A 26,380-nucleotide genomic window follows, 5' to 3' on the forward strand; every position below is an offset into this window, starting at 1 on the left:
AAGAGCGGGAGCGCGTTCCCGATGAAGGCCGACGCGCGTCTCCCGTCCGTTCGGCTACTTCTTGGGCAGAAACTCCGTCGTGAACGCCTTGCTGATGTCTTCGTCCTTCGTCAGGACGCCGACGTCCTTCAGCTGCTTCTGCACTTCCGTCCAGCGCTCGGCCGTCATGATGCCGGTGCCCATGGTGGCCGCATCGCCGCCGAAGGCGAAATCCATTTCCTGCTGCGCGCTGAATTTCATCATGTCGAGCGACATTTCCGGGTTCTTCTCTTGAATCGAAGGGTTGATTTCGTCGGAATTCGTTTTGTAGTAATCCCAGCCTTTGACGGTCGCTTCCACGAACGCCTTGACCTCGTCCGGATGCTCCTGAATCATCTTCTCCGTCGTGAAGTAGACGTTCGCGTAGATGTTGTAGCCGGAATCGGCGTTAAGCAGCACGCCGAAATCCACTTTCTCCTGCTGCAGCGTGTAGGTCTCGGAGGTGATATAGCCTTGCGTGACCGCGTTCTTGTCGTTGATGAAATTGACCAGCTGTCCGGTGTATTTCATCTCCTGCGCCTTGTCCAGGCTGTATTTCTTCTTCATGTACTGCCAGAAATTCGCGGTCGAGGCGACGTACACCTTATGATCGTTCAAATCGCCGAAATCCTTGATATTGGCGTCCTTATGGTAGAACAGCGCCTGCGGGCTCTTCTGGAACGCCGTCGCGATCGCGACGACCGGAATGCCTTCCTGACGGGCCACGAGAATGTCGTCGCCGTTCGCCATGCCGAACTCCGCTTTGCCGGAAGCGACGAGCTGGGTCGCGGATACCTGAGGGCCGCCCGGCATCAGCGTCATGTCCAGCCCGGCATCCTTGTAGAAGCCTTTGGCCACCGCCGCGAAATTCCCGCCGTGCTCCGGCTCGGCGAACCAGTTCAAGATGAGCGTCGCCTTTACCGGCTCCTTCGCAGGTTCGTTCGCGGCCGCATTCGCGTTCGTTCCGCCGTCGGTCGTCGCGTTCGCCCCCCCGTTCGTGGCCGGGGAATTGCCGGTTGCCGCGTCCGTGCCGGTATTCGATGCCTCGTTGCTGCCGCATGCCGAGAGTGCCGCCATCGCGGATACGAGACAAACCGCCAGCGCCGTCTGGCGTTTCGAGAAGCCTGCGGTGCCCTTTATCGTTTTCATCGTTCCTCTTCCCCCTTATAGATTGCGTTCGAAATATTCTGACTACAATCTCAGTGTAAGAATACGTCATGTCCATGTCTATATAGCTAACATATATTTGTGCATGATGACGAAATAGGCGTACGATATTGGCATGGATAACAATAATCATTCCGGAATAGCGTTTTCATTGCTTTATATATGACATGCATATTACACCGACATCGAACCTGCCTCAGATTGCCTCTCCGGCTCGATCGCTCTCATCGCAAGCATGATTAAGCCTCCATGGTTATTAGGAAACAAAAAAACAGCCGTCCGTCGCCTTGGTAATAGGTCAACGTCGACTGCGCGGTCCCGTTAGGAGACCTCTAGGCTTAGATATACGAAATGATGTCTTTGAGATGCAGTATCTGAGCTGATGTACCCGAACCGATATCTTCAAGCCGGTTTCTCAGCGCGGTATACGAACTCCAATTATACGAGCTCATGATACGAGCAGCGGTAAAAGCGCGGCAATCGCTTCCGCCGCCGCGCGTTACGGCGCAGAGGGCGCGGAACCGCGAAACGCGGACGCTCTCGGGGCCCCGACGCTATCCTCATGCGCCGCGCTCCCCTTCGCCCGATTCCGTTACCAGCATCCGGCGGAACAAGAACGCCAGCTTGAGCCGCATGAGCACGTTCACCTTTTTGAAATCGACGTCGAGCATTTCGCTCAGCTTCTCGATTCGGTACGTGGCGGTATTGCGGTGGATGAACAGCTTCTTCGCCGTTTCGTTCAGCTGTCCGTCGCAATCGAGATACGTCTCCAGCGTCTTCAGCATCTCGCCGACGTAGCCCGGCTCCTTGTTCAGCAGTCCGCCGAGCCAGCGCTGGCAGTATATGCGCATTTTCTCCCGGGACACGGGCTCGAAGATCATCGCCAGGTCGAGCGTCTCGTACCGGACGATCCGTTCCTCGACGCCCCATTCGCGTGCGAGCCTGAACGTGTTGCGGCATTCGGCGAAGGCTTCGGGCATTTCCTTCAGCTGCTTCTTGCGCGCGCAGATCGTCGCCTTCGGCGCCTTGCGCTCGTCGAGGCCAAGCCCGGCCAGGCAGGACTCCAGCGCGGCGCGGAGGGCCTCGCCCTCGGGACCGGCAGCCGAATCGGGAACGACGCAGAATACCCCTTCGTCCATGACGGCATGAATGCCGTTCAGCGCCTGCATCCGGGCGTTGCCGAGCATGGACGCCTTCAGTTCGTTCAAGCGCTCCGGACGACGGGCGGAGTCAAGCTCGGAGGGCAGATCGACCAGCGCGCAGTAGTAGCCCTGTCCGAGCCAATCCATTTCCCAGCGGCCGGCGTAATCCAGCACGGCTTCCACCGTTACGCCGTTTTTGAGAAACTGCTTGATCAGCGCGCCGAAATCCTTTCGGACCGACAGCTCGAAATAATCCTCGTACTTGTAATTCAGATGGTGGGAGATGAGTTCGGCGGCTTGGGTGTACAACCCTTCGTCGACGGCGGAGAGGAGGGGCTGCGTATCGAAAAAGAACACGAAGCCCGTGCAAGCGTCCCGGTTCATGAGCGGCATGCGGAAAGCCTGCAAGCCTTCGTGCTTGATCCGGTTCTTGTGCGGGGACCACGGCCATTGGCCCGTCAGCCAATCCGCGGATATGCCGGGCGAGTGATAGACGACCTGGCCCTTGGAGCCGACGACCGCGATCGGACATCCGATCACTTCCGTCACGGAGTCGAAGAGCGACGGCATCGATTCCGCCCGCAGCGCGAAGCGCATCAGCCGGATCTGCTTCTCCAGCGCCCCTTCGAGCTGCACGGTGCTGCGCTTCATCTCGGCTTGGAACAAGCCGTTCATCTGATCGGAGAAGGTGAATTGAAAGGGCAGCGCGATCAGCGGAAAACCGAGCTCGTCGGCCAGCCGGACCAGCCGCTCCGGAATCGCCTCCCAGAACCGCCCGAGCTTGATCCCGAGCCCGGACGCGCCGCGGTTGAACAGCTTCACGAGCAATTCCGACGCCTCGTCCGAATCGTCCTTGATCAGGTAGGCGGTCGTGAACAGCATCTCGCCTTCCTTGATCCAGTCCGCGATGTCCGGCGCGTCCATGACATTTATCGATTTGACGATGCGGTGCTTTCCCGACGCGCCCGCGATCAGTTTCCCTTCCGACAACGGATAGACAGCCAGCGCTTGTTCGACAGTCAAATGCATGTTCTGCCTCCTTCCGGGCCACTCCCCATGATGCAGCGAATCTCGTTATGTTATTTTAACTAACATCATATAGCGATTATCGATTGTTTTCAACGGTCCGCGGCAGGTGTTTGTCAGATACATTTTAGGAAAAGCCCATGTTTGCGCTTACTTCAACGCTGTAGAGAGATAACGCCATCGGCTTCCGGCCATTCGCGCGCGAAGACCGCCGGCATTATCGCTCCGGCGATCCATTGGAATGCCCCGCCGGCAAACGGCGCGGCGTTTTCGAAAACGATGCGGGCAGGGGGTTTTTCTTCCGCCGATGACAAATGATACAATACAACGTAACGCTTTACGCGCTGACTTCAACGACCCGCGAGGATGAACACGAGGATGAACGACATGGATTTCAATGCTTTGACCGCGGCCATCGCGCCGCTGAATTTGAGAAGCTGCCTGATCAGCCGGCAGGGCGAGCTTCAGTACGAGCACTACCGGGAAGCGCGCATTCCCGAGGAAGTCGCCAAGGTCAATTCCGTCACCAAAAGCGTCTTGTCTGCGCTGTTTTGCATCGCGCTCGACCAAGGCTTGCTGCCCGAACCGGAGACGCCCGCTTCCGTCTTCTTCCCGCGGCTGGCCGCGGACCGCGACGCGCGCAAAGGGGACATCACGCTGGCGCATCTGCTGACGATGTCCGCCGGCTTCGACTGGACGGAATTCGGCGGGCAAAATTCGTTCCCGCGCATGACGCGCGCCCCGCATTGGATCGACTTCGTGCTGGAGCAGCCGCTCGCGCACGCGCCCGGCACGCGAATGGAATATAATTCTGGCGCTTCGCAGATGCTGTCCGCCGTCCTGGCGCAGGCCGCGGGCATGCCGGTCGCCCGATTCGCCGATCTGCACCTGTTCGGGCCGCTCGGCATCGAACGGTACGAATGGGAGCAGGACCCGCAAGGCGTCCATACCGGCGGATTCGGGCTTCGTCTCCTTCCGGGGGACATGCTGAAATTCGGCCTGCTGTACCAGCAGCAAGGCAAATGGGAGAACGCGCGGCTGCTGTCGCGCGACCTGCTAGCCCGATCCGTGAAGCCCGCCATCGCCGCGAAAGCGCCGAATCGCGGCCGTTACGCCTGGCATTGGTGGACGGACTCGTTCGCGGAATCCGCGGACGGCCCGAATCCGCCTGCGCCGGATTATTATTACGCCCGCGGCTTCGGGGGCCAGTATATCTATATCGTTCCGGTCCAAGATACCGTCGTCGTGCTGACCGCCGATAAATGGCGGACGGACAAGCCGCCCACGGACGTGTTTCGCCGGCATATCGCGCCGCTGCTGGCCGGAATGCGTTGAACGGCCTCGTCGCCGGTAAGCTTCGCGATGCTCGCTCTCATGCGGAACCAGCCTCGCCGCCGACATGCTTCGCGATGCCACCCTCTCATGCGGAACCAGCCTCGTCGCGGCCGACATGGCTTCACGGTTCTGCCCCTCTCATGCGGGAGCGGCCTCGTCGTGGCCACCACGCTTCGCGGTGCCGCCTCTCTCATACGGGAGCAGCCTCGTCGTAGCAGCCACGCTTCGCGGTCCTGCCGCCTTCCATGCACGAGTACGCCTTACCGCATGCACGAGTACGCCTCACTGCGAATGCGGTTACTGGGGCTAGGACTGCGAATCGGGCAGATGGAGCAGCTTCGGCACGGTCACGAACGCATAGCCCTGCTTGCGCAGCGCGGGAATCAGCTGCTTGAGCGCCGCGATCGTGTTCGATAGATGCTCCTGTTCGCCCGCGCAGTGCTGCAGGATGATGCCGCCGGGATAAAGCTCCTTGTTCACCAGCTTCAATATATTCGGCGGCGTCGTGCCCGCCCAATCCCTCGTGTCCACCGACCAATCCACGATCGCCATATCCAGGTCGCGGACCGCGGCTTTCTTGTCGTCGTTCAAGGCGCCGTAAGGCGGCCGGAACAACGTCGGGCGTACGCCCGCGATGGCTTCGATCTCGTCCTGCGTGTCCTCGATCTGCTTCTTCGCGTCCTGCGTCGACAAACTGCCGAAATCCGGATGCGACCAGGAATGGTTGCCGATCGCATGGCCCTCCTTCACGATCCGGCGCACCATGTCCGGATGGGCTTTGGCCTGCTTGCCGACGATAAAAAACGTCGCTTTGATATGGTTGGCTTTCAAAATGTCGAGGATTTTCGGCGTCGCGACGCCATCCGGACCGTCGTCGAAGGTCAGGGCCACCTGCTTGCCGTCCTTCGCCAAACCGTTATAATACACCTTGACCGGGGCGAGCGGAGGCTTCGGCACGTTCGCCGTCGCCGGGGGCTTCTCGACCGCTGCGACTGTCTCGGAGGGCGCGCCCCCGGCAGGCCGGCTCGCGTCCGAAGCCAGGGCATTCCGCTCGGCATGCGGCGCGAAGGGCCGGACGATGACGACCCAGCCGGCGAAAGCAAGGACGATCAAAGGCAACAGGAGGCGCGGCAGCCGTCTTTTCTTGCGGGTTCGTCTCATCTGCGTCATCCTCTTTCTTTCGTTCGATGCTTGCTCCATCAGCATAACCCCCGCTTGTCACGGCAGCATGAACCCGATGTCAACAAAATGTCACAAGCGCGGGGCGGACTACAATCGAATTACCTTCTTCGCCGATATCGGAAACAGGGCGCGCATTCGCGAGAACCCCCGTCGGCGCGAAAAGAAGGCCGGACCGTCCCCCGCGGCCGGCCGTCGCGCGCAAAAAAACACCGGCCATTAAAGGCCGGTGTCCAAATCGTCGTCGCTTTCGCTTATTTTTCCAGCAACCCGCTCGTCTTCTCCAGCTCGGACGAGAGCAGAGTCGCTAATTCCTCGCCCAAAATCTCTTGGTAATTGACCTTGAAGTCTTTGGAGGCCGATCGGATCTGCGGCTCCAGGGCAAGTCCCTTATCCGTCGGATAGACAAGCACCGTCTTCCCGCTCACCTTGCGCTCCACGAGCCCCTTCGTTTCCAATTTATCGATAAACCGGGTCAGCGTCGAAGGCGTGATGTAAAGCTTCTCCGCCAGCAGCTTCTGCGTGATCCCCGGCGAGCCGTTCACGATTAGTATCAAGTAGCCGTACATCGGCGACAGGCCGGTCCGGGCGAATTGTTCCTCTGCCATCCGCGTCACGGCGCGGCTGAGCCGATTGGCGTTGAAAAACAGGCACGTGCGGAGGAAGGAGTCGTCCGCCGGTTCGGCTTGGGCGAGATCGACATGTTCGACGGCAGCGCGATCGGTTTGATTATCCATTCCGGTGCCTCCTTTATCGTTTTGTGTACATACAAGTTAAGTATACGCCATTGAAAGCCGATGTCAATTCGACCGGTGCTCCTGCAAGCTGCGCCGGAGGAGACCGGACAACCGAGTTCGCACGAATCGCCCATTTACAACGACGGTCGAGGTATGATATTGTTGTTTCTATAGTTTTCGAAATATAAGGGCAAAGGCGGTGAGAAACCATGGTCGAGGACAACGAGGAAGTCAAACGCGCAGTGAAAGTCTACAAAGCACTCGGAGAGCCGACCCGGATCAAAATAGCGATGCTTCTTACGGAAGAGATGAATCTCTGCTGCTCCGACATCGGCAGCAAGCTCGAGTCCGTTGCCGGTTCCACGCTGTCGCATCATTTGAAGCAGCTTACGGAATGCGGCCTGCTCACGCTGCGCAAAGACGGCACGTACATTTATTACAGCGTCAATAAGGAAGTCGCGCGCAAGTACGCTCCCTATCTGCTCGGATAGCCGTTTTTTTATGTCTTTTATTTCGATAAATTTAGAAATATAAAATTATTATTAAAGAGAGATACGGATAAGGAGCTGGAACGTTTGTCTTATAATGTGAAAATCTATATGCTGGCTTTGGTCAGCTTTCTCGTCGGCACGTCCGAATTCATCATTGCCGGCATTCTGGATAAAGTATCCGACGATATCGGCGTCTCGGTCGCCGCGGCCGGCCAGCTGATCACCGTATTCTCGCTCGCTTACGGATTCGGCACGCCCTTCCTGATGGCAGCCGCCGCCAAAGTCGACCGGAAAAAGCTGATGCTGTACGCGCTCGCGGTATTCATCGTCGGCAACGCCGCGGCCTTCTTGTTCTCCGGCTTCGGCGCCCTCATCGCGTCGCGCGTTATCGTCGCGCTCAGCAGCGGGGTATTCGTCGTCACCGCGCTCACGGTCGCCGCCAAGCTCGCGCCGCCCGAGAAGCAGGGCAGCGCCATCGCCACGCTCGTCATGGGCTTCAGCACGGCGCTGATCGTCGGCGTTCCGCTCGGCCGGCTGGTCGCTTCCGCTTATGATTGGCAGGTGGTCTTCGCCGGCATCGGCGCGCTCGGCCTGCTTGCCTTGCTGCTCATCGCCTTCGCGATTCCGAAGACGGACGGCGAGCAGCCGGTGCCGCTCCGCGACCAGCTGAAACTGCTTAAAAATCCTAAAATCGTCGTCGCGCTCGGCATTACGTTCTTCTGGCTCGGCGGTTATTCCATCACCTATACGTATATTTCCCCATTCCTGCTCGATATTACGGGCATGAGCGGGAAATTCGTCAGCATCGCGCTGCTCGCGTTCGGCGTTGCCAGCCTGATCGGCTCCAAGCTGGGCGGATTCGGCACCGACCGCTGGGGTTTCAAGCCCACGCTGGTGACCGGCATGCTGTTCCATGCGGCTTGGCTGATCGTGATCTCGTTCGCGGCCCATTCGCCCGCCCTCATGTTCCCGCTGCTCATGCTCTGGTCCTTCTCCGCCTGGTCCTCCGGCCCGACGCAGCAGTACCACCTGATCTCGCTCGCTCCCGAAGCGACCAGCATCATGCTTAGCTTGAACAGCTCCGTCGTGCAGCTGGCCATGGCTGCAGGTGCGGGCATCGGCGGCGTGGTCGTGGAAGGCGCTTCGCTGAGCGCCGTTACGTGGATCGGCGCGGCCGGCGTCGCCATCGCCGCGCTCATGTCCGCGGCGGCCTTCGGGTACTTCCGCGTCGGCGCGGCTTCCCGCGCGGCGCATAAGGAGGCGAGCGCCGACAAGATCGGCGCGTAAGCAGCGATTCGCTGCGCTGTTATCGGTCGCGCCGAAGGGCTTGATCCGACCAACGCGGGAAGAAGCCCGCGGCTCTGCTGTGACAAGCAGGCCGCGGGCTTCTTTTCGCGAAGAGAGTCCTCGGCCGTCGACTGCGCGCAGCATTCGCTTATTTCGTCCGGCAGCCAGAAAGAGATTGATTTTCCCGCGGCGTAGAGGAATAATTAGCTCGTATACAATTAAGTATAAGGCGGTGTTCGAATTGGTTCAATCGGGCGTAGGCATCAGGAGCATTCAACTTAGCATGGAAAATCGGGGCAATCCCTTCAATCCGACCGTCTTGTGGGACGATCGAGACGTCATTCTCGTCGATACCGGAATTCCCGGCCAAACGGAGCTGATTCGCGTCGCGTTCCAAGAAGCGGGGATTCCGTTCGAGAAGCTGACCAAAGTTCTCATTACCCATCAAGACATGGATCATATCGGCAGCCTGCCTGATCTGGTACAAGCGTTCGGAGACCGGATTCAAGTGCTCGCCCATGAAGTCGCCGTGCCGTACTTGGCCGGGGAAATCCCCCTCGATAAGAGCAAGAAGCTCGTCAGTACGCCCGTCAAAGTCGATGTCGCCCTGCAGGACGGCGATGTGCTGCCTTTCGCCGGCGGCATTCGAGTGGTGTTCTCGCCCGGACATACGCCGGACCACACGTCGTTCTACCATATTCCGAGCAAGACGTTGATCGCCGGCGATGCCCTGACGGCGCAAGACGGCATCCTGCAATCTTACAGCCCGGCCTACACGCCGGATCAAGCCACGGCGCTGCAATCCATCGCCAAATTCCGATCGCTGGAGCTCGAAAAGATCATCGCCTACCATGGCGGCGAATGCACGGACAACCTGCAGGATCGCCTGCAGGCGATTTTGGATGCGGGCCCCGTGGAGATAAAGTAATCGCTCCCCGGCTCCCTGCCGACAAGAACAAGCATAAAGGACGGCTAACTTTGGCTTCGAAAGCCATGGCTAGCCGTCCTTTTGAGTTTGGCCCTCGGCAGCTTGCGGGGCTTTCAGCGCGGGGTACCGCAAGGTGCCCGATGAGCCTCTTGGTCCGCCTTTTTGACACCCTATCTCGCTAGTTACCGCGCCTTGCTGTTTGCCTCGCCGAGTTGCTTCATCGGGTCGAAGCGCCGTTATCATCGGCATCTAGCCGCTGTTCATTGCTGCCCGGGACCGCTTGCTTCCTCGCTATCGTCATGCCCCTCCCTGCCCGCGCGGTTAACGAGGAAAACAATGCTGAAATGCGCGAGAAACGCAGCGACGGCAAGCAGAAGAAAGAAGAACTCCCAGCTGTTCTTTGTGGTGTTCAGCAAGAAAGGCAGCAGCAGCAGGAGCGCGCCGTCCATGACGACCACGATTCTCCATCGCGTCCGGGCGGCTTCAGCCAAGCCGCGCAGCCCCCGCTTCGCGGCGCTGGCGCGGATGCCCGCGCAAATGCCTGCCAGCATCGCGGCTTCAACCAGGGTCTTGAGCGCGGCTTCTGCGAGTTGCGGCGTCTTGAACGTTTCGGAACCGAGCAGCGGCACCTCGATGCGATGCCCGAACAGCTCGCCGCAAGCGGGCAGCAGCTGAACCGCCGCCGCGAGCCAGGCGATCAGGAAGACGCGGTTGCCGCCGCTCAGCCGGTAGGCGCCCCACATGACGAGCAGGTACCCGACGACATCCGGAAGCAGATCGAAATTCATGATGCGAAAATCGATCAGCTCGAACGTCAAGCCCAGGACGATGCGGGAATAAGAGAATTTCATCCGGCTTCCCTCCTCGCCGCGCGAACGAAGGCCTTCATCCGCGATTCGGTGAAATCGGGCACATAGCGCGCATCGACGCGATATTCCGTCCGCTCGCCGTCCGCTTCCAGGAATTCATGCGTCAGCAGGAGATTGTACGCCTCCATCGCATGCGGGTCCCCCGCGGGAAATCGGAATTGATAGTCCGTTACGATATGCTGCCCTCTGACCAGCCGGACCGGATAATCCGATTCGGGCTTTACCGACGTTGCGGGTTGACCGATGGCATCGATGAGGCTCACGCGGAACGGAAACGCCTGCCCCAGCCTCGAGAGCCAGGCGGACGTCGTCCCCGTGAGCTCTGCCTCGCGATTGACAAGAGCCGTTACGGAGCCGCTATGATCGGAGCCGCCCGTCGTCGCAGTCACGGTCACGGGCGAATCGATCTCGCGCGGCGGGTAGTCGTCGCGATAGACGATGATTTCGCCTACGCGCATCGTTTGCGTCTGCCCGTCGTCGAAGGTCACATCGACGTCGCGGACGACCAAGGGAGGCAAAGCGGATTTTCGCGCCGGGTCGCCTGCGTAGCTGCCCATGAACGTATACACGGTTTGACGACTCAGCTCTTGCCTCCCGTTTGCGGGGCCGAATCGCAGCGTCGGCAGTCCTCCTACGGCGATCGACCGGATCGTCCGCTTGTCGTCCTTGTTCGCGACGTACACGAGGGCGAACGCCGCGGACGGCGTATCCGTCGCTTCGATGCGATGCACCAGAAACCGCCCCTCCGGCAGCCGATAATACCGGCTGTAGGCAATATTGCCGATCCAGCTCGCGATAATCAGCAGCGCCGCAATGCCGTACGCGGCGTAACGCATTTTCATATCCGGTCTTCCCTCCCCTGCAGATCCGTCGCCTGCAAAGGATAATACTTCCAAATGGGCAAAATGTTCCGAATTAATCGTCAGCGATCGGATTCGGCTCCTTCGGCTTCTTAATCGCATGTCCAATGATTGCGCTTGCAAGAATCCCGATAAAAAAAAGGGATCATCGGCAAAGATGATCCCCCTTACTATCCGTTCTGCAAACCGCAAGATGCCGACAGTGCGCGCTAGCCAGCCGCTATTGCTCCTGCTCCAGCCAATCCCGCTTGACCTGCAGCAGCGTCGCAACGCCGCGCGTCGTAATCGAACGCACGCCCCAATCCGCGTATTGGCGCATCAGCGCTGCGTCCTCGACGGTCCATGCGTAGACAGGCAGGCCTTGCTCCGCGGCATAATCCACGAATTCCTTGCGCAGGATGCCGTGATAGATGTTAATGCCCCGGCAAGCTGCCGCCCGGGCATCCTCGCAGGTCCGGACCATCGCGTCCCGGTAGGACATCGTCTTGAACAGCTCGACGTCGGTGTTGAGCATCTTGCGCATCTCCGGCTGCAGCCGCTCGGCCAGAAGCGCCCGGTCCCGCTGGCAGCCGGAGAAGAAAGCCCGCTCCGACAAGCCGTACCGCTTGACCAGCGCCGCCGTCGGCTCGATCGCCTCGTCGACCTTCAAGTCCAGATTGATGATCTTGCCCGAAGCCTGCATCAGTGGCAGGATGTCTTCCAACCGGAGGAGGCGGAACGTTTCCCGCAATTCCCCCTGCTCCGCTTCCAATTGCAGACCGCTTAATTCCGCGTAGGTCATCTCCGCTATATGCACGGTCGACCGATCCGCGGTCGACCATTCGTCGTCATGCGCCAATACAGGGACGCCGTCCCTGGTCACCCGAATATCTTCTTCCACCACGTCGGCGCCGAGCTCGAGTCCGATCTGAACCGAGCGAAGCGTATGCGCCAGAATGTTCATGCTGCCGGCATGCGCCGTTACAAGCGGAAAACGTCGCGTCATCTCATTCACGCTCCTTAAATTTGCGCGGGTCGGGCCATCGTAGTGAAAGCCTGCCGCAGCGCGGATCATCGCGACTTCGGAAGCCTAGGCTTGGTCCGAATCCGCGTAAATCGCATTGGTGAAGGCGATCGTCGTGCGAACGCCGCGCACCGTTCCCTTCAGCTCCGCCCGCACCCATAGCAGGCCGTCGCCGGGAATGTCGAATCCGTACTCCGTCTGTTCCTCGCTCGCGTCGGCTTCGCCGATCACGCCTAGATTGCTCGTCAACGCGAGCGTATAGCCCGCATCGGGGAATGCCCACTTGCCTTCTCTTGCCCCAAAATCGATCGTCGCGACGGCTTCGTAGCCGGTGCTCCGATCCTGCGCCGGCACGCAGGCGCCGATGCCGAAAACTCCCGTCTCCGACCGCAGCTCGAGCGTGACGAGCGGCCCCATCGTGACCGCGGCCCTGCCGGCGGCCAGCGCGCGCACCGCCCGCTCCGTGACGCCGTCCTTCGAATCGTCGAGCAGCAGATACGTCACCGAGACCGGCTCTTCGGTCCGATCCTGGGCATGCCAGTCGCGTCCGGACGTCGCCGCGATTCGGTACCCTTCGTTCAGCTTCTCCGTCCAGAGCCGGAACGCGCGCGCATTGTCCGTCTTGATCGACGGAAAGGTCCCCGACCACACCTCGATATAATCGAGCGCGTTCCAATCCGAGATCTCGAATTCCCAGAAGCAGCCCGTGCACATCGGACTGCCGATGCGAAACGGATGCGCCATGCCGGCAATGCCGCCGGCGGCGTGGACCCGCGCGATACCCGCGTCGATGTCGCCCGGCCCCGCGGGACGCCAATCCACGAATGCGGTCAGGCCGATCGTGACCATATGCCCGTAGAAGGTCGTCCACTCCATGCCCGATATGATCGTCATGCCCGTATCCGATTCAACGCGCTCTTTGTTCTCCAACCCCGTCATCGTGTTATGATCCGTCAGCGCGACGCACTCGAACCCGAGCGATTTCGCCCCTTCGGCCAGCTCGAGCAGGGATTGCCTGCCGTCGCTGTGAAACGTATGACTATGCAGCTCGCATGCCGTCCAGCGCATGATGCTACGCCTCCTCGTGATGTATTCGCAGCCGGTAACGGCAGTCGTCCGTCACGATCGCGTGCAGGCTCAGCGTGACGCGCCATAAGCCTTCGATCAGCTCGCCGGATACGAAGCCCGGCGACGCTTCCTCTTCGCCCAGCTGCAGGAGCTGCTCGGGATCATGGCGATGGCCCGCCCCCCGATGCCGCGCCGGATCGTCGACGGAGACGGTAATCAAATTTTTGAGCGGCAGGAAAGATTCCCAGCGGTCCATGACCAGCTCGCGCTGCGCCGGCTCCGTGTACTTCTCCACGCCGGCCGCGATCAGTTCCCGCGACCGCTCGCGGTCTTCCAGATTCTTGGGTTCGTACGCGAAATCGATCCACAGCTTGCCGCCCGGCTTAGCCAGGTGGAAGCTGTACGCGATATGCGTCTTGGAGCAGACCGGCTGCACCAGTCCCTCCGCATCCAGCACGAGACGTTTCATCAAGACCGCGCCCCCTCTTCCTTGACCATGCTGCGAATGTAGAAGTAGCCCATGACCGAGCAGAGCAGGAACGTGAAGAACGCCAGCGCGGACGCTTGCTGCTTCTCTTGGAACACGCTGAAGATCTGCTCCATCGATACCCCGAGCATCTGCGGCGCGTTCGGACCGAGCAGGAACGGCGCGGTGAACGAGCCGATGACGCCCATGAAGACGAACGTAATGGCCACGAGCAGCGTCTTGTACGTGAGCGGCAGGATGAACCGGGTGAACAGGCGCATCTTGCCCGCGCCGACGTCCTTCGCGCTCTCGATGACCGCGTCGGGCACGCCCGTCAAGGCGGAGCCGAGCAGCATCGTCGTGAACGGGATGTTGAACCACAATTGCGCGATGATGATGCCTTTCATGTCGAAAATGAGGCGCGGAATATCGCCGCCGCCGAGCAGCAGCACCCAGCGCGAAAGCCAGCCGTGGTTGCCCAGCAGCTGAATCAAGCCGTAGGTCGCGATGACCGACGGGATGAAGATCGGGATCATGTACATGTTTTTGATCCATTTCACGATTTTGCCGTTGTTGAATCGCATGTAAGCCGCCAGCGCATAACTAACGATAAGCACGATCACGACCGAGATGACCGTCACTTCCAGCGAGAAGACGATATTGGAGCGCATCAGCTTGTCGGTGAACAAGAATTTGTAATTCGACAGATCGAAGCCGCCTTCCTTGTTGGTCAGGCTCTCCTTGAACGAGACTCCGATCGGGATGACCACCGTGACGAACAGCAACAGAAAAGAGGGGATGACCAGAAGCAATCCCAGTATCCCCATTTTCACCTGTTTCTTCATCATTGCGCGGCTACGTCGCTTTGCCAGCGTTTATTGATCTCGTTGCCGAGGTCGCCGATGTTGAACGTCCGGAAGCCTTCGGCCACGCCTTTGAAGGAATCCTGGATATCCTGCGGCATGTTGGAGAGCTGGATGCCCGGGAAGCCGTGCATTTTGGTCACGACGACGGCTTGCGCTTCCGGCGACAGCACGAAGTTCAGGAATTCATTGACCGCGTCCTTCTTGTCCGACAGCTTCGGCACCATCAGGTACGTCGGGCCGCCGTTGAAGCCAGGGGTGATTTGCGAGATTTTGGTCGTTTCCGGCAGCTGGCCGTTGCCGATTTGCTCGAGCGCCATGTCCGACCATGCCGGGATCATGTCGACTTCGCCGCTGATCAGCAGATCCAGCGTGCCTTGGTTTTTCTTCGGATAGATGCCTTTGCCGTATACGTATTTGCCGAGGTCCTTCAACGTTTTGAAGCCGGCGTCCCATTGCTTCTCGATGCTCGCATCCGTGCTGTGGATCGCGTCTTCCGGCAGTTTGTCGTACAGCGTCGTCGTGACGAACGAGCTGCCGGCGCCGCCCGTGGACGGGTCGTTGTAGGCAAAGCGTTCCGGATTCGCCTTGATCCAGGCGAACAGCTCGTCGAGCGTCTTCGGAGGCGACTTGACCTTATCGCTGTTGTACGCCAGCACGACCGCGGACGAACGGTACGGAAGCGCCAGGTTGGACACGTCCTTCAGCGTGTTGGGGTCGACGGAAGCGAGGTTGGCGATTTTGGCCGGATCGAGCGTATCCCACAGATCGTCCTTTTGCCCCTGGGTGACGTTGGACAGGCCGTCCTCGTACAGGTCGATGCCGCCGGAGCCTTTGCCCGCCTGCTTCGCCGCGAGAATCCGATCGTACGTCGGCTGCGCGCCCGTGCCGGACGGAATGTACACTTCGTTTACCTTGATATCCGCATGATCCTTCTCGAACATCGGAATGATCGCGTCCCACAGGCTCTTGACGTTCTCCGACCCGGTGAAGTAGAAGTTGAATTCGACCGGTTTGCCCGCGGCGTCCGCGGGAGCCGCGTTGCCGCCCGCGTTCGTCGCGCCGTTGGCCGCGCCGTTAATGGCTGCGCCGTTGTTTGCCGCGTTGTCGCCGTTGTTCGTGCTTCCGCAACCGGCGAGAAGCGCTGCGGTAACGGTAGTTACTGTCAGTAAGGTAAGAGCGGATTTTTTGCGTAACATGGCTTATTTGCCTCCTTGGCATTGGGGGATTCGTTTGGAATTAGACTTCCGGATAAGTGAGTACTTTCTTGAAGCTGACGCGAACCGGGTCGCCCGAATGCAGCGCCTTGACCGCATCCCGCGGCTGAAACGCCCGAATGACGCCGTGCTCCGGCACTTGAATCGAGACTTCGGCATAGTGGCCCAGAACCATGATCTGTTTGATGACGCCGGGCAAGCTTTCTTCCTCATGACCGTTCATGATGACATCTTCAGGCCGGATGGCCAGCCTTACCCCGCCGGATAACCGGTTCGAATTTGGAAACCTCAACTTCCCTACGGTAACTTGGCCTTCCGAAATCACCCCTTTCAAAAAGTTCATTTTGCCGATAAACTGCGCGACGAACAGCGTATTCGGTTCATCGTAGATCTCCTGGGGCGACGCGATCTGCTCGATATTGCCATGATTCATGACGACGATGCGGTCCGAGATCGACAGCGCTTCTTCCTGGTCATGGGTGACGAACACCATCGTAAGCCCGGTCTGCGCCTGGATATCCCGCAGCTCCTCGCGCATCTCGTGCCGCAGCTTGGCGTCGAGCGCGGAGAAGGGCTCGTCCAGCAGTAGGACGGCCGGCTTCAGGAGCAGGGAACGGGCCAGCGCGACGCGCTGCTGCTGTCCGCCCGAGAGCTCGCCGGGATGCTTGTTCTCGGAGCCCGGCAGCCGCACGAGCTGCAGCGCTTCCCCGACCGCTTTGCGGATGTCTTCTTTCTTCATCTTGCGTATTTTAAGACCGAACGCCAGGTTATCGAACACCGTCATATGCGGCCATAGATTGTAGCCTTGGAACACCATCGAGGTCGGGCGTTTCTCGGGCGGCGACTTCAGCACGCTCGTGCCTTCGATGAGAATCTCGCCGGAATCGGGCTCGAGGAATCCGCCGATGCTGCGCAGCACCGTCGTTTTGCCGCAGCCGGACGGGCCGAGCAGCGTCACGAGCTCGCCTTTGCGCACGTCGAGCGAGATGCCGGTCACGCCTTCGCCGGTATGGTACCGTTTCGACAATTGTTGAACGGAAAGCTGAATTTCCATAATGGCCTCCTTGAATCTGCGATTGATCCGCCGCGTTCCGCGACGTTACTTGAGCTGAAAGCCGCTCGACATGACATCCGCGCTGACGAACCGCTTCGCGGCGAGCAGCAGGATGATCGTCGGGGCCGTCAGGATGATCGAGAACACCGCGCCGGCATACGCCGGATAATCGCTGATGATCGAATACATGACGATCGGCATCGTTTTATAATTCGGAATGCCGACCAGGAACGTCCCCTGCGCCTCGTCGAGCGAGTTCAGGAACGTGAAGATCGAAGCGACGATGATGCCCGGCAGGGCCATCGGCAGCGTGATCTTCAGAAACACCCGGAACGGGCCGGCCCCGACGTCTCTCGCCGATTCCTCCTGCGCCTTGTGCACGTTGCGGAAGGCGGCGGTCGGAATCCACGTCATGAACATCAGCACGTTGATCATATGGATCAGCACGACGCCGAGCAGCGTGTTCATGAGACCCAGCTTGTAGAACAGCACCGCGATCGACACGTACAAGCCCATCTTCGGAAACGCGTGCGTCAGCAGGAACGAGAACAGGAAGAACTTGCTGAGCGGGAAACGGATCCGGGCGAACGCGTAAGCCGCCGGGATGCAGATCAGGATGGACAACCCCGTCACGATCGCGGCGATCATGAACGAGAGGCCGATGGACTTCGCGATATCCTCCTGCTTGAAGACGAAGGTCCACCATTTCATGGACCATTGATGCGGCAGCACGTCTGGGTAGCTCCATTTGCCGGTGAAGGCCAGGATGGCCAAGTTCAGCAGAGGGCCGAGGAAGAAGATGACGAAGAGCACGAGCACGATGAATTCGACGATTTTGCGGGTGCCCAACGCTTTGAGATACCAGCGCATGAATGATTGTCGCTCCTTTCGATGGTTAATCTGCGATTATGTCCGAACAAGCCGCCGGCGCGGCGGATGCCCGTTTTGTTCATTTGGTCGATTGCCTGACGATTAGCTTCGGTTGCAGCTGGCTCGGATGCGCGACGTTCGGCTCCTGGCGGATCAGCTGGTCGAGCAGCTTGATCGATTGCCTGCCCATCTCGCCGGCATCGACCTTGACCGTGGTCAAGGAAGGCGCGAACATCGCCGCGAAATCGATGTCGTCGAAGCCGACCACCGAGATCTGCTCGGGGATGCGCACCGACTGCTCCAGCAGAAATTTCATGGCGCCGAGCGCGAGCATGTCGTTGGTGGCGAAGATCGCCGAGTACCGGCCTGCCCGGAAGGGTCCCCACTGGCGGCTCATGATGTCGTAGCCTTCGGCGAAGGTCGAGGTCTCCGCGTAGCGGACCGCGGCTTCCGGCACTTCGATCCCGGACAGTGCCATGCAAGTCATGAAGCCCTTGAACCGCAAATGATGGCTGCGGTGCGTCTGCGGTCCGGCGATGACGAAGATCCGGTCGTGTCCGGTGCGGGTCAGATGCTCGGCGACCAGCCTGCCTCCCTCTTCGTCCTGGTTGACGATGTGAATGACGCCGTCGACGTCCGTCGAACCGTTCACCATGACGTAGGGAACGCCGAATTTGGTAATATGGTCGATGACGTTCTGCTGCAGGCGGCTGATGAGGATGAGCCCGTCCACGCGCTTCTCCATCATGAAATCGGCCGATCGGTACGACATGTCGTGATCGGTCGTGACGAAGACCGAGTAGTTCAGGCTTGCCGCCGCCAGGAGGATGGCATCGACGATTTTTCCGTAGAACGGATGCGAGGCGATCGGATGGTCCCGCCTGTACAGGAGCACGCCGATGTTGTGCGTGCGCTGCGACACCATGGCCCGCGCGACCGCGTTCGGTTTGTATTGCAATTCTTCGATCAGCGCGAGCACCTTGTCGCGGGCTTCGGGACTGGAGTAACCTTTGCCGGAGATGATTCTTGAAACGGTGGACTTCGAAACCCCGGCGCGCAGGGCGATTTCTTTAATGGTCGGATTATCCAAAGGTGCACTCCCTTTCCGGCTGTGAGACCGTTCCCACATGAGACCGTTCCCACACACTTAGAATAGAGAAGCGGTGTTTCTGCTGCGTTAAACTGAACCTAAGGAATTGTAAATCTGACGCCTAAAAAACCCAAAAAATAGCAAAAAGACCGGATCAGCCCCCTGATTCGGTCTTTTTGTGTAAACGCCGTCGCTACAAATCGATTTTTGGCCGGTCGGCCGGCAGACGAAATCCGAAATCCGGTCGGAATCGCGGAGCCGTTCCTTCGCCGCTTCGGCCGCTGTCGTCGTTCGCCTCGCCGCGGCTGGCCGCGCATACGACTGTCAGCAGGCTTTTTCTCACACATCTCATCCTCTCGCTCGATCTAGCTCACAAGAGCAAGCATCCCGACAGGCGATCAAGAAAAAGCGAAGCCGGGATCAAGATAAGATCAAGATTCGCGATGCGCAGCAAAAAAGCAGACGTCCTCCATCCGCCGCGGTGGATGAGACCTTCTGCTCGATTGACGGCATGGCTGCCGAGACTATTACCCTTCGCTCATTCCCATGCCTGGCCGGTCCGCTCCAGCAGCGCCTTCAGCGCGCGGACCGCGGTTACGACGCGCTTGGGATTGGAGGCGTGCGGCAGGTAATGCTGGAGATGCGGCTCCACGGACAAGAAACCGTCATATCCGCGCGCCTGCAGGGCCTGCAGCAGCTCCGGTATCTGCCCTTCGCCCTCGCCGGCCGGCGCGAATTGCCTCGGCTCGGACATGGCGTCCTTCACATGGACGTACGCGACATACGGCGCCAGCTTCGGATACGCCTCCGTCATCGGCCGCACGTCTTCCATGACGAAGTTCCCGGGATCGAACGCGAGCCGGAGCGAATTCGAATCGCAATGCTCCAGGATCTCCAAGCAGCGATCGTCCTTGGAGCCGTATAGGCCGCTGTCGTTCTCCAGGATCAGCACGACGCCCTGGCTTTCGGCGACGGCCGTCAGCCGCTTCATCCGGCTGAGCGCTTCTGCCCGCCAGTCGTCGAGGCCGGCGCCCTCGGGCAGGTAATACGAGAAGACGCGGATATACGGCGTGCCGAGCGCCTTGGCGGCGGCGATGGCCCGGTTCAAGCTCTCGAGCTGCGGCGCGAAGTCGTCGGCGATGCCGTATTTGCCGATCGGCGACGCCACGGACGAGATGCCGAAGCCGCGCGCGTCGGCGATCCTGCGCAACTCCGCCAGCTCTTCGGCGGTCAGGTCGAGGACGTTTTTGCCCCATACGCCCCGCAGCTCGACGTGGGCAAGTCCCTCTTGTCCCAGCACGTCCAGCTGTTCTTCCAAATCATGCGAGATTTCGTCGGCGAAGCAGGTTAGTTTGACGGTTGGCATAGTCGCTTCCTCCTCTTAGTTGGCCGTTCCGAAGGAAGCGGACATGTCTTCCTCGGCGCCCGGCGCGCGTACGGCTTTCTTCACGTAGCTCGAGGTGCGGATCCGCTCTTCCAGTTCCGCCAGGAAGGCGTCGCCGTCGATCGGCACCGTCACCGGACGCTTCTGGAACGAAGAAAGCATGATGCCGTTGGCCAGCGTCAGGGCCCCGAGCCCTTCCGGTCCTTCCGCGATCAAATCGCCGTCCCCGCCGAGCAGGCGCCCGACCAACCGTTCCATGACGACCTGATGTCCGTTCGGCGCATCCCGGTCGAACGCGATCTCCTCGGGCTGGATCTCCCATTCGGCGAAACGCTGGTCCGTCTCCCGCGTGAACGCGAGCATCGGCTGCGGATAACGGTAATGCAGCAGTTGGCCGTTCTCGAGCAGCAGCTTCCCGAGATCGCCGACGATTTCGAGCCGGTTCGTGCCCGGCAGCTCCGCCGTCGTGACGATCAGATGGCCGATCATGCCCCCTGGATGCTCGAAATACGCCGTCACCTCGTCCTCGACCTCGATATCGTGGTATTTGCCGATGTGCGCATGACCCGATATCAAGTCCGGCAGCCCGAACAGCCATTGGTACATGTCGAGCGTATGCGGGCATTGATTGGTCAGTATGCCGCCGCCCTCGCCGGCCCACGTGGCGCGCCAGCCCCCGCTGTCGTAGTAGGCCTGGGAGCGGAACCATTTGGTATGGATCCACGTCGCCCGCGTCAACCGGCCGAGCGTGCCGCTTGCCAGCAATTCCTTCAGCTTGGCGTAGCCGGGCAGCGTCCGTTCCTGGAACATGATCGCGAACTGCAGCTCCGGATGCTGCCGCTTGGCGGCCTCGTAGGCGGCGATCATCTCCCGCGCGGCATTGACATGGACCGCGATCGGCTTCTCGCACATGACGTGGATGCCCCGCCGGAACGCTTCCATCGCGATGCGCGGATGATCGTAATGCGGCACCGCGACGATCGCCAGCTCCAATCCCGATCGCTCAAGCAAATCGACGGCCTCGTAATACGCGGCCGTTCCGTGCGCCTTCGCCGCGGCATCCGCCTTCTCCCGGTCGATATCGCAGACGCCGACCAGCTCCACGTTGTCCATGTTGCTCAAATAATTGACATGATGCTGACCGATGCTGCCGATCCCGACGAGCCCGATCCTGACTTTGCGTTCGCTCATTGGCTTGCCCTCCCGCATTCGATTGAAGTTCTTCCTTCCATCCTATATCATTGCAATTACGACTTCCTTGACGAAATTGCCTTGAAAGTGGATAATCTTGCTCGATTACGCGGGGAGGCAGCAGGATGCTGAACGCTTACATCGCCCGATTGGACGACCATGTCAAATTCCAACATGCCGCGCGCATACCGCCGTTCAACGTTCATTTTCACTTGCACCAGGGGTGCGAGATCTTCTTCCTTATCGGCGGCGACGTCAATTACTTCGTGGACAAAACGGTGTACCCGCTCCAGGTCGGGGACCTCGTCATCACGAACGAGCACGAGATCCATAAGCCCGCGCTGACGACGGACGCGCTGTACGAGCGGGTCACGATCGAATTCAATCCCGTCTTGATCGGCTTGTTCCAGACGGAAGAGCTGCAGCTGCTGCGCTGCTTCTACGATCGGCCCTCCGGCGAACGCAACCGGATCCGGCTGAGCGAGCAGGAGAAATCCGACCTCGCCGCGCTCTTCGCCAAATACGACGACGCGCTGAAGCATCCGTTCCCCGAAGCGCCGCTCCTCAAGCTGAGCTGCCTGCTCGAGATTCTGATCCTGGTGCAGCGCGGCTACCACAAGAACCAAGAGAAGGACCCCGGCGTGGATTTGCCCCCGGTGCTGGTGCCCGTCCTGGCCTATCTCGACCGGCATCTCGCCGAGGATCTGTCGCTGGAGCGGCTCGAGGGCTTGTTCTACATGAGCAAGTACCATCTCAGCCGGCTGTTCAAGAAGCATATCGGCAGCACGATCCACGAGTATATCCTCTACAAACGCATTTCCCTCGCCAAAAAGCTGCTCAAGGAAGGCCGCAGCGTGACCGATGCCTGCATGGAAGCCGGCTTCAACGATTATTCGGGCTTCCTGCGCATGTTCAAGAAGAAGGTCGGCCAGCTGCCGAAGCATTATGCCAAGCAGCATCAGGGGACTTTCCCGGCCAAATGATACCGGGGGCCGCCATGCGCCGGAAACCCGCGGAGGCTCTAAGCCCGGGGAGGCTTGGGTCGGGGAGGCAGTGGGCCGGGGAGGTTGTGAGCCGGGGAGGCTCTGGCCCGACAGGCTCTCGACCGGCAGGCTCTCGACGCAGAAAAACCCGCCGATGGCGGGTTTTTCTGCTGCTATGCTGCGCTTCCTTGTTGCGTTTCTCGTTTCCCCAATGCATTGGTTGCGTTTCTTCGCTACGCTTCAGCGTTGCATCCTTGTTGCGTTTCTTCGTCATTTTTTATGCAGCGATTCTTCATTGAAACGTATATGCAACGACGCTTCTTCAATTCACAATTTCACTGCGCTTCATTGGACTTCAATGCGCTTCGCATTGGTCGCGCACGCATCTCGCTGCGCCGGCTGCCTAACGCAGCAGCGCGTATACGTCCGTATACTCGTAGCCGTGCGCCTCGGCCACGGCCCGGTACGTCACCCGTCCCGCGGCGACGTTGATGCCTTTGGCGATCGCCTTGTTGTCCAAGGCCGCTTGCGCGAAGCCCTTGTTCGCGATCTGCAGGCCGTACGGCGTCGTCGCGTTGGTCAGCGCGAGCGTGGACGTGCGGGCGACGGCGCCCGGCATGTTCGCCACGGCGTAATGAATGACGCCATGCTTCACGTACGTCGGTTCGTCATGGGTCGTGATGCGGTCGATCGTCTCGATGGAGCCGCCTTGATCGATCGCCACGTCGACGATGACGCTGCCCGGGGTCATCGCGCGGACCATCTCTTCCGTCACGAGCCGCGGCGCGCGCGCGCCGGGAATCAATACGGCGCCGATCACCAGGTCCGCGCGGCGCACGACCTCGGCGATATTGTAAGGATTGGACATGATCGTCTTCACGCGGCCTTGGAACTGGTCGTCGAGCTGGCGCAGTCGATCCGGGTTCAAGTCGACGATGGTGACGTCGGCCCCGAGACCCACGGCCATCTTCGCCGCGTTGGCGCCGACGATGCCGCCGCCGATGACCGCGACCCTGCCGGGCTCCACGCCGGGCACGCCGCCGAGCAGGACGCCTTTGCCGCCATGCGATTTCTCCAAGAACCGGGCACCGATCTGCACGGACATCCGCCCGGCCACCTCGCTCATCGGCGTCAGCAGCGGCAGGCTGCCGTTATCCAGCTGAATGGTCTCGTACGCGATCGCGGTCACGCGCTTATCCGCCAGCGCCCGCGTCAATTCCGCTTCGGGAGCGAGATGCAGGTACGTATACAGGATCAAGCCTTCGCGGAAGTACTCATACTCCGGCGGCAGCGGTTCTTTCACCTTGACGACCATGTCGGCCGCCCATGCTTCCCCGGCCGTCGCCACGATCGTCGCGCCGGCGGCTGCGTAATCCTCGTCCTCGAATCCGATGCCGCGGCCGGCCAGGGTCTCGACCAGCACCTCGTGGCCGGTTTTAATGTAGGACAACACGGATCCCGGCGTCATGCCGACGCGAAACTCGTTGTTTTTGATTTCCTTCGGTACTCCGATACGCATGCTGCATCAGCCTCTCTCTTCTTCGACTCCTATCCGGGAATCGGTCTCGTCTCGTTGACTGATTCCACTATAAGGCGAATCCGAGGAGGTTCCATTAGACAAAATGTCATAAATCCGGCCAAACCTTTTCACACTTGGACGTCCGGCCGAAGCAGCTGATGCGCGCGGATGCCCACCTGCAGCGCCAGCCGTTTCTCCGGCTGCATGTAATCGGCGCCCAACAGCTCTTCGATTTTGTCCAGCCGGTAGTACAGCGACTGCCTGACGATGAACAGCCGCTCCGCCGCGAGCCGCTTCGATCCGTCGCAATCGAGATACACCTTCAGCGTGCGCAGCAGGTCGCTGCCCTTCGCTTCGTCATGATCGAGGATCGGCCCCAGATACGTCCGCACGAACGCCGACAGCAGCTGCTTGTCCGCGATGTGGAACAGCAGATGGAACACGCCGATCTCGTCGAAGAACACTTGGTTCGCCCTCAGGATCGGCGCGAGCGAGATCGCCTGGAGCGCTTCCTGGTAGCTGACATGCGCCTGCATGAAGCCGCGGCCGCCCTGGCCGATCCCGATCGTCAGCTTGGCTTCCGCCTCCGCTATCGGGAGCTGCAGGGCTTCGAGCACCTGCCGCAGCCGCTCCTTGGCCGGCTTCTTCGACTTCGGCGCCTTGTCGAACGCGATCACGACGAGCCGGTTGTTCTTGAGCGTGATGAGCGGATGGAACGTCTGCTGTTCGAATACCGCGCGCACGGCGAGCGAGAGATGAATGCCTGCCGATTCCGCGCCGTCGCCCTCTTGTCCGGGCGCCGCGCCCTGCCCGTGGTCGAACGCCACGACGACCGCGTGGTACGGCAGCTCGTTCAACTGCTTGTATTCGCTGCCGATCAACAGCTTGACCTGCTCTTCGTCCCGGATCCGCAGATGCAGCAGATCGTCGACCCATAACGTCTGCGAGTACAGCTTGCGTTCTTCCACGTAGCGTTTGCGAAGCAGATCCTGCGCGATGGACAGCGAGGCCGAATCCAGGATCAAGAACTCGTATTCCTGCGGCTTCCGGTCGGACGCGAGCACGAGATGCGCCCACGTCTTGCCCATGGCGCCGACGGGCTGGATGACGACGGACTGCCCGCCGCGCTCCGCTACCGCGGGCGATCCCGCAGGTCCGTCATCGGGCTTCCCTTCCAGCTGCCCCGCCAGAAAGTCCATCCACCGCTCGGCCTCCTGCGCGGAGACGGGCGGCACGAACTTCGGCTGCCCGTCCTGCGGCACGTAGATCACGGTCGCCTTCGTGCTGCCGTGGAGCAGGTCCAGGACCTGGCCCACCCCCTGCGAGGTCAGCGTCATCCGATGGAACGCGCGGGACGTCTTCTCCAGTTCCCGCAGCGCCAGATGATGCTGATTGATCCTATGCGCATGGATATCCTGCGTAATATCGATGAACCGCACGCTCCGCGGGAATATGATGACCGGCAGCCGGACGGTCTCCGCCGCCTCCAGCCAGGCGTCCGGAATCGCGCTCAGATGATGGCCGAGCTCGATGCAGAGACATGCCGCATCGCTCTGGACGAGCTGGTCCAGGTACGCCATGAACGCCGCGTCGTCGTTCTTGAACGCCGCGCCCGTCGTCAGGATCATCTCCCCGCCCTGCAGCAATTGATCGAAACGGATGACCTCGATGATATGGACCCAGCGGACTAGCCGCCCGAGGCCCGCTTCCCCCGCCGCCAGATAAGCCCCTTGGAAGGCCGGCCGTTCCAGCGCTTCCTTTACCGATAATTGATAGTCTTGATTCAAGCGCGTCACTCCGCTTTCTGCCCATTCATGGATACCCGCGTCCCGCCCGAGGCGGAACGGCACGTTAGTATTCTACCATTCGCCGCAGGCTTCGGACATCCGTTTCTCCGTCCGCCCTGCAAGCGCGGCTGGGATAGAATCCGCGGGAATGGTCATCATAAGGTAAATAAAACCATGGAAGGGGAACCCTATGTCTCTATTCCCCGGAAAACGCAATCGTCAGCCGTACGTCGAGGACATCCCGATGCCCCCGTTCTCCGCGCGCGCGGCGGACAACGTCGAGGCGATCGACCGGCTGCTCGGTTCCCCGTCGGACTTGTCGATCCGGTCCTTCGCGATCGAAGCCGCCAAGCATCCGTATATCCTGATCTGCATCTACAACCTGGTCGACAAGCAATTGAATCAACGATCAAGTGCTGAAGCCGCTGATGCGGCGCTTCGAGGACGCGGAGACGCCCGAAGCGGAGCGGCTGACGACGATGATCGAGCAAGAGGTCCTATCCGTGACCGAGGTGCAGTTCGAAAGCGCCTTGAACGAAGTCGTGATCGCGATCTTGTCCGGCGATACCGCCCTGTTCATCGACGGCGGCAGCCGGGCCATCGTCCTCGACAGCCGGGGCTGGAAGAGCCGGGCCGTCGAGGAGCCGCAGACCGAATCCATCATCCGCGGGTCGCGGGAGGGCTTCAACGAAGATTTATGCACCAATAGCCAAGCGCGGCCGAGTCGGGGTCAGGCGCGTCTCCCTCGGGAACGCCTGAAGCCGCCACGCCAGGCGCGTCCGCCTCAAATTCGGACGCGTCTCCCTCAGACACGCCTCCCGGCTCCGGCGCGGCGCGGCAAAAAAA

Annotated in this window: 25 protein-coding genes and 1 pseudogene; 6 read left to right on the forward strand and 20 right to left on the reverse strand. The window is 60.4% G+C overall.

Features of this window, described 5'->3' with window-relative positions; all coding sequences use genetic code 11:
- Positions 1–54: 54 nt before the first annotated feature.
- Positions 55–1,167, reverse strand: a complete 1,113-nt coding sequence (locus GT019_RS08140; RefSeq protein ID WP_235947221.1) for an ABC transporter substrate-binding protein — start codon at positions 1,165–1,167, stop codon at positions 55–57.
- Between the two features lie 578 nt (positions 1,168–1,745).
- Positions 1,746–3,356, reverse strand: a complete 1,611-nt coding sequence (locus GT019_RS08145) for a PucR family transcriptional regulator (RefSeq protein WP_161742620.1) — start codon at positions 3,354–3,356, stop codon at positions 1,746–1,748.
- A gap of 375 nt (positions 3,357–3,731) precedes the next feature.
- Between GT019_RS08145 and GT019_RS08150 the strand changes: the two genes are divergently transcribed.
- A complete protein-coding gene (locus GT019_RS08150) occupies positions 3,732–4,688 on the forward strand; it encodes a serine hydrolase domain-containing protein (protein WP_407945067.1) in 957 nt (318 codons plus the stop codon).
- Between the two features lie 306 nt (positions 4,689–4,994).
- Here GT019_RS08150 and GT019_RS08155 read toward each other — a convergent pair whose 3' ends face one another.
- The gene (locus tag GT019_RS08155; RefSeq protein ID WP_235947233.1) at positions 4,995–5,849 is read right to left on the reverse strand and encodes a polysaccharide deacetylase family protein; all 855 of its coding nucleotides are present in this window, start codon (positions 5,847–5,849) and stop codon (positions 4,995–4,997) included.
- 272 nt (positions 5,850–6,121) lie between these two features.
- Positions 6,122–6,604 (reverse strand): MarR family winged helix-turn-helix transcriptional regulator, encoded by a 483-nt coding sequence (locus tag GT019_RS08160; RefSeq protein WP_161742622.1) that lies wholly within the window; start codon positions 6,602–6,604, stop codon positions 6,122–6,124.
- Between the two features lie 209 nt (positions 6,605–6,813).
- Here GT019_RS08160 and GT019_RS08165 point away from each other — a divergent pair, with 209 nt between their 5' ends.
- The 3 genes from GT019_RS08165 to GT019_RS08175 all read left to right on the forward strand — a co-directional run bounded on the left by GT019_RS08165 (position 6,814) and on the right by GT019_RS08175 (position 9,310).
- Positions 6,814–7,095, forward strand: a complete 282-nt coding sequence (locus GT019_RS08165; protein WP_161742623.1) for an ArsR/SmtB family transcription factor — start codon at positions 6,814–6,816, stop codon at positions 7,093–7,095.
- A gap of 84 nt (positions 7,096–7,179) precedes the next feature.
- On the forward strand, positions 7,180–8,382 hold the full coding sequence (locus GT019_RS08170) for an MFS transporter (RefSeq protein WP_161742624.1): 1,203 nt from the start codon (positions 7,180–7,182) through the stop codon (positions 8,380–8,382).
- A 283-nt stretch (positions 8,383–8,665) separates the two neighbouring features.
- Positions 8,666–9,310, forward strand: a complete 645-nt coding sequence (locus tag GT019_RS08175) for an MBL fold metallo-hydrolase (RefSeq protein ID WP_161742625.1) — start codon at positions 8,666–8,668, stop codon at positions 9,308–9,310.
- Between the two features lie 260 nt (positions 9,311–9,570).
- Here GT019_RS08175 and GT019_RS08180 read toward each other — a convergent pair whose 3' ends face one another.
- The 13 genes from GT019_RS08180 to GT019_RS08240 form a co-directional block, all read right to left on the reverse strand.
- Positions 9,571–10,161, reverse strand: a complete 591-nt coding sequence (locus GT019_RS08180; RefSeq protein WP_161742626.1) for a hypothetical protein — start codon at positions 10,159–10,161, stop codon at positions 9,571–9,573.
- Entirely contained in the window at positions 10,158–11,021 is an 864-nt protein-coding gene (locus GT019_RS08185; RefSeq protein WP_161742627.1) for a hypothetical protein, read from the reverse strand. The genes GT019_RS08180 and GT019_RS08185 overlap by 4 nt, the downstream gene beginning before the upstream one ends.
- Positions 11,022–11,259: 238 nt before the next feature.
- The gene (locus GT019_RS08190) at positions 11,260–12,024 is read right to left on the reverse strand and encodes a glycerophosphodiester phosphodiesterase (protein ID WP_161742628.1); all 765 of its coding nucleotides are present in this window, start codon (positions 12,022–12,024) and stop codon (positions 11,260–11,262) included.
- 84 nt (positions 12,025–12,108) lie between these two features.
- Complete coding sequence (locus tag GT019_RS08195; protein ID WP_161742629.1) at positions 12,109–13,110, reverse strand: CehA/McbA family metallohydrolase; 1,002 nt, start codon at positions 13,108–13,110, stop codon at positions 12,109–12,111.
- 4 nt (positions 13,111–13,114) lie between these two features.
- The gene (locus GT019_RS08200) at positions 13,115–13,579 is read right to left on the reverse strand and encodes a hypothetical protein (RefSeq protein ID WP_161742801.1); all 465 of its coding nucleotides are present in this window, start codon (positions 13,577–13,579) and stop codon (positions 13,115–13,117) included.
- Entirely contained in the window at positions 13,579–14,421 is an 843-nt protein-coding gene (locus GT019_RS08205; protein WP_161742802.1) for an ABC transporter permease, read from the reverse strand. Before GT019_RS08205 ends, GT019_RS08200 begins: the two co-directional genes overlap by 1 nt.
- A complete protein-coding gene (locus tag GT019_RS08210) occupies positions 14,421–15,638 on the reverse strand; it encodes an extracellular solute-binding protein (protein WP_161742630.1) in 1,218 nt (405 codons plus the stop codon). Before GT019_RS08210 ends, GT019_RS08205 begins: the two co-directional genes overlap by 1 nt.
- Before the next feature lie 40 nt (positions 15,639–15,678).
- A complete protein-coding gene (locus GT019_RS08215; protein WP_161742631.1) occupies positions 15,679–16,710 on the reverse strand; it encodes an ABC transporter ATP-binding protein in 1,032 nt (343 codons plus the stop codon).
- A 45-nt stretch (positions 16,711–16,755) separates the two neighbouring features.
- The gene (locus GT019_RS08220) at positions 16,756–17,580 is read right to left on the reverse strand and encodes an ABC transporter permease (RefSeq protein ID WP_161742632.1); all 825 of its coding nucleotides are present in this window, start codon (positions 17,578–17,580) and stop codon (positions 16,756–16,758) included.
- Between the two features lie 79 nt (positions 17,581–17,659).
- Positions 17,660–18,670: a LacI family DNA-binding transcriptional regulator gene (locus GT019_RS08225; protein ID WP_235947236.1), complete on the reverse strand. Its 1,011-nt coding sequence runs from the start codon at positions 18,668–18,670 to the stop codon at positions 17,660–17,662.
- 193 nt (positions 18,671–18,863) lie between these two features.
- Positions 18,864–19,013, reverse strand: coding sequence for a hypothetical protein (locus tag GT019_RS08230; protein ID WP_161742634.1), 150 nt, complete (start codon positions 19,011–19,013; stop codon positions 18,864–18,866).
- Between the two features lie 195 nt (positions 19,014–19,208).
- Positions 19,209–20,036 (reverse strand): sugar phosphate isomerase/epimerase family protein, encoded by an 828-nt coding sequence (locus GT019_RS08235; RefSeq protein ID WP_161742635.1) that lies wholly within the window; start codon positions 20,034–20,036, stop codon positions 19,209–19,211.
- A 15-nt stretch (positions 20,037–20,051) separates the two neighbouring features.
- Positions 20,052–21,245, reverse strand: coding sequence for a Gfo/Idh/MocA family protein (locus tag GT019_RS08240; protein ID WP_161742636.1), 1,194 nt, complete (start codon positions 21,243–21,245; stop codon positions 20,052–20,054).
- A gap of 125 nt (positions 21,246–21,370) precedes the next feature.
- Between GT019_RS08240 and GT019_RS08245 the strand changes: the two genes are divergently transcribed.
- Positions 21,371–22,228 (forward strand): AraC family transcriptional regulator, encoded by an 858-nt coding sequence (locus tag GT019_RS08245; protein WP_161742637.1) that lies wholly within the window; start codon positions 21,371–21,373, stop codon positions 22,226–22,228.
- Between the two features lie 403 nt (positions 22,229–22,631).
- Here GT019_RS08245 and ald read toward each other — a convergent pair whose 3' ends face one another.
- The 3 genes from ald to GT019_RS32270 form a co-directional block, all read right to left on the reverse strand.
- Positions 22,632–23,747: an alanine dehydrogenase gene (gene ald, locus GT019_RS08250; RefSeq protein WP_161742638.1), complete on the reverse strand. Its 1,116-nt coding sequence runs from the start codon at positions 23,745–23,747 to the stop codon at positions 22,632–22,634.
- A gap of 128 nt (positions 23,748–23,875) precedes the next feature.
- Positions 23,876–25,534, reverse strand: coding sequence for a PucR family transcriptional regulator (locus tag GT019_RS08255; RefSeq protein ID WP_161742639.1), 1,659 nt, complete (start codon positions 25,532–25,534; stop codon positions 23,876–23,878).
- A gap of 219 nt (positions 25,535–25,753) precedes the next feature.
- Positions 25,754–25,885: a hypothetical protein gene (locus GT019_RS32270; RefSeq protein ID WP_268896033.1), complete on the reverse strand. Its 132-nt coding sequence runs from the start codon at positions 25,883–25,885 to the stop codon at positions 25,754–25,756.
- A 77-nt stretch (positions 25,886–25,962) separates the two neighbouring features.
- On the opposite strand from GT019_RS32270, the pseudogene GT019_RS32645 reads away from it, so the two are divergent.
- Positions 25,963–26,184: pseudogene (locus GT019_RS32645) on the forward strand (spore germination protein); the annotation flags it as partial.
- Positions 26,185–26,380 lie beyond the last annotated feature (196 nt).

Origin of the sequence: Paenibacillus glycinis (genome assembly GCF_009909185.1) — a bacterium.
GTDB lineage: Bacteria > Bacillota > Bacilli > Paenibacillales > Paenibacillaceae > Paenibacillus_Z > Paenibacillus_Z glycinis.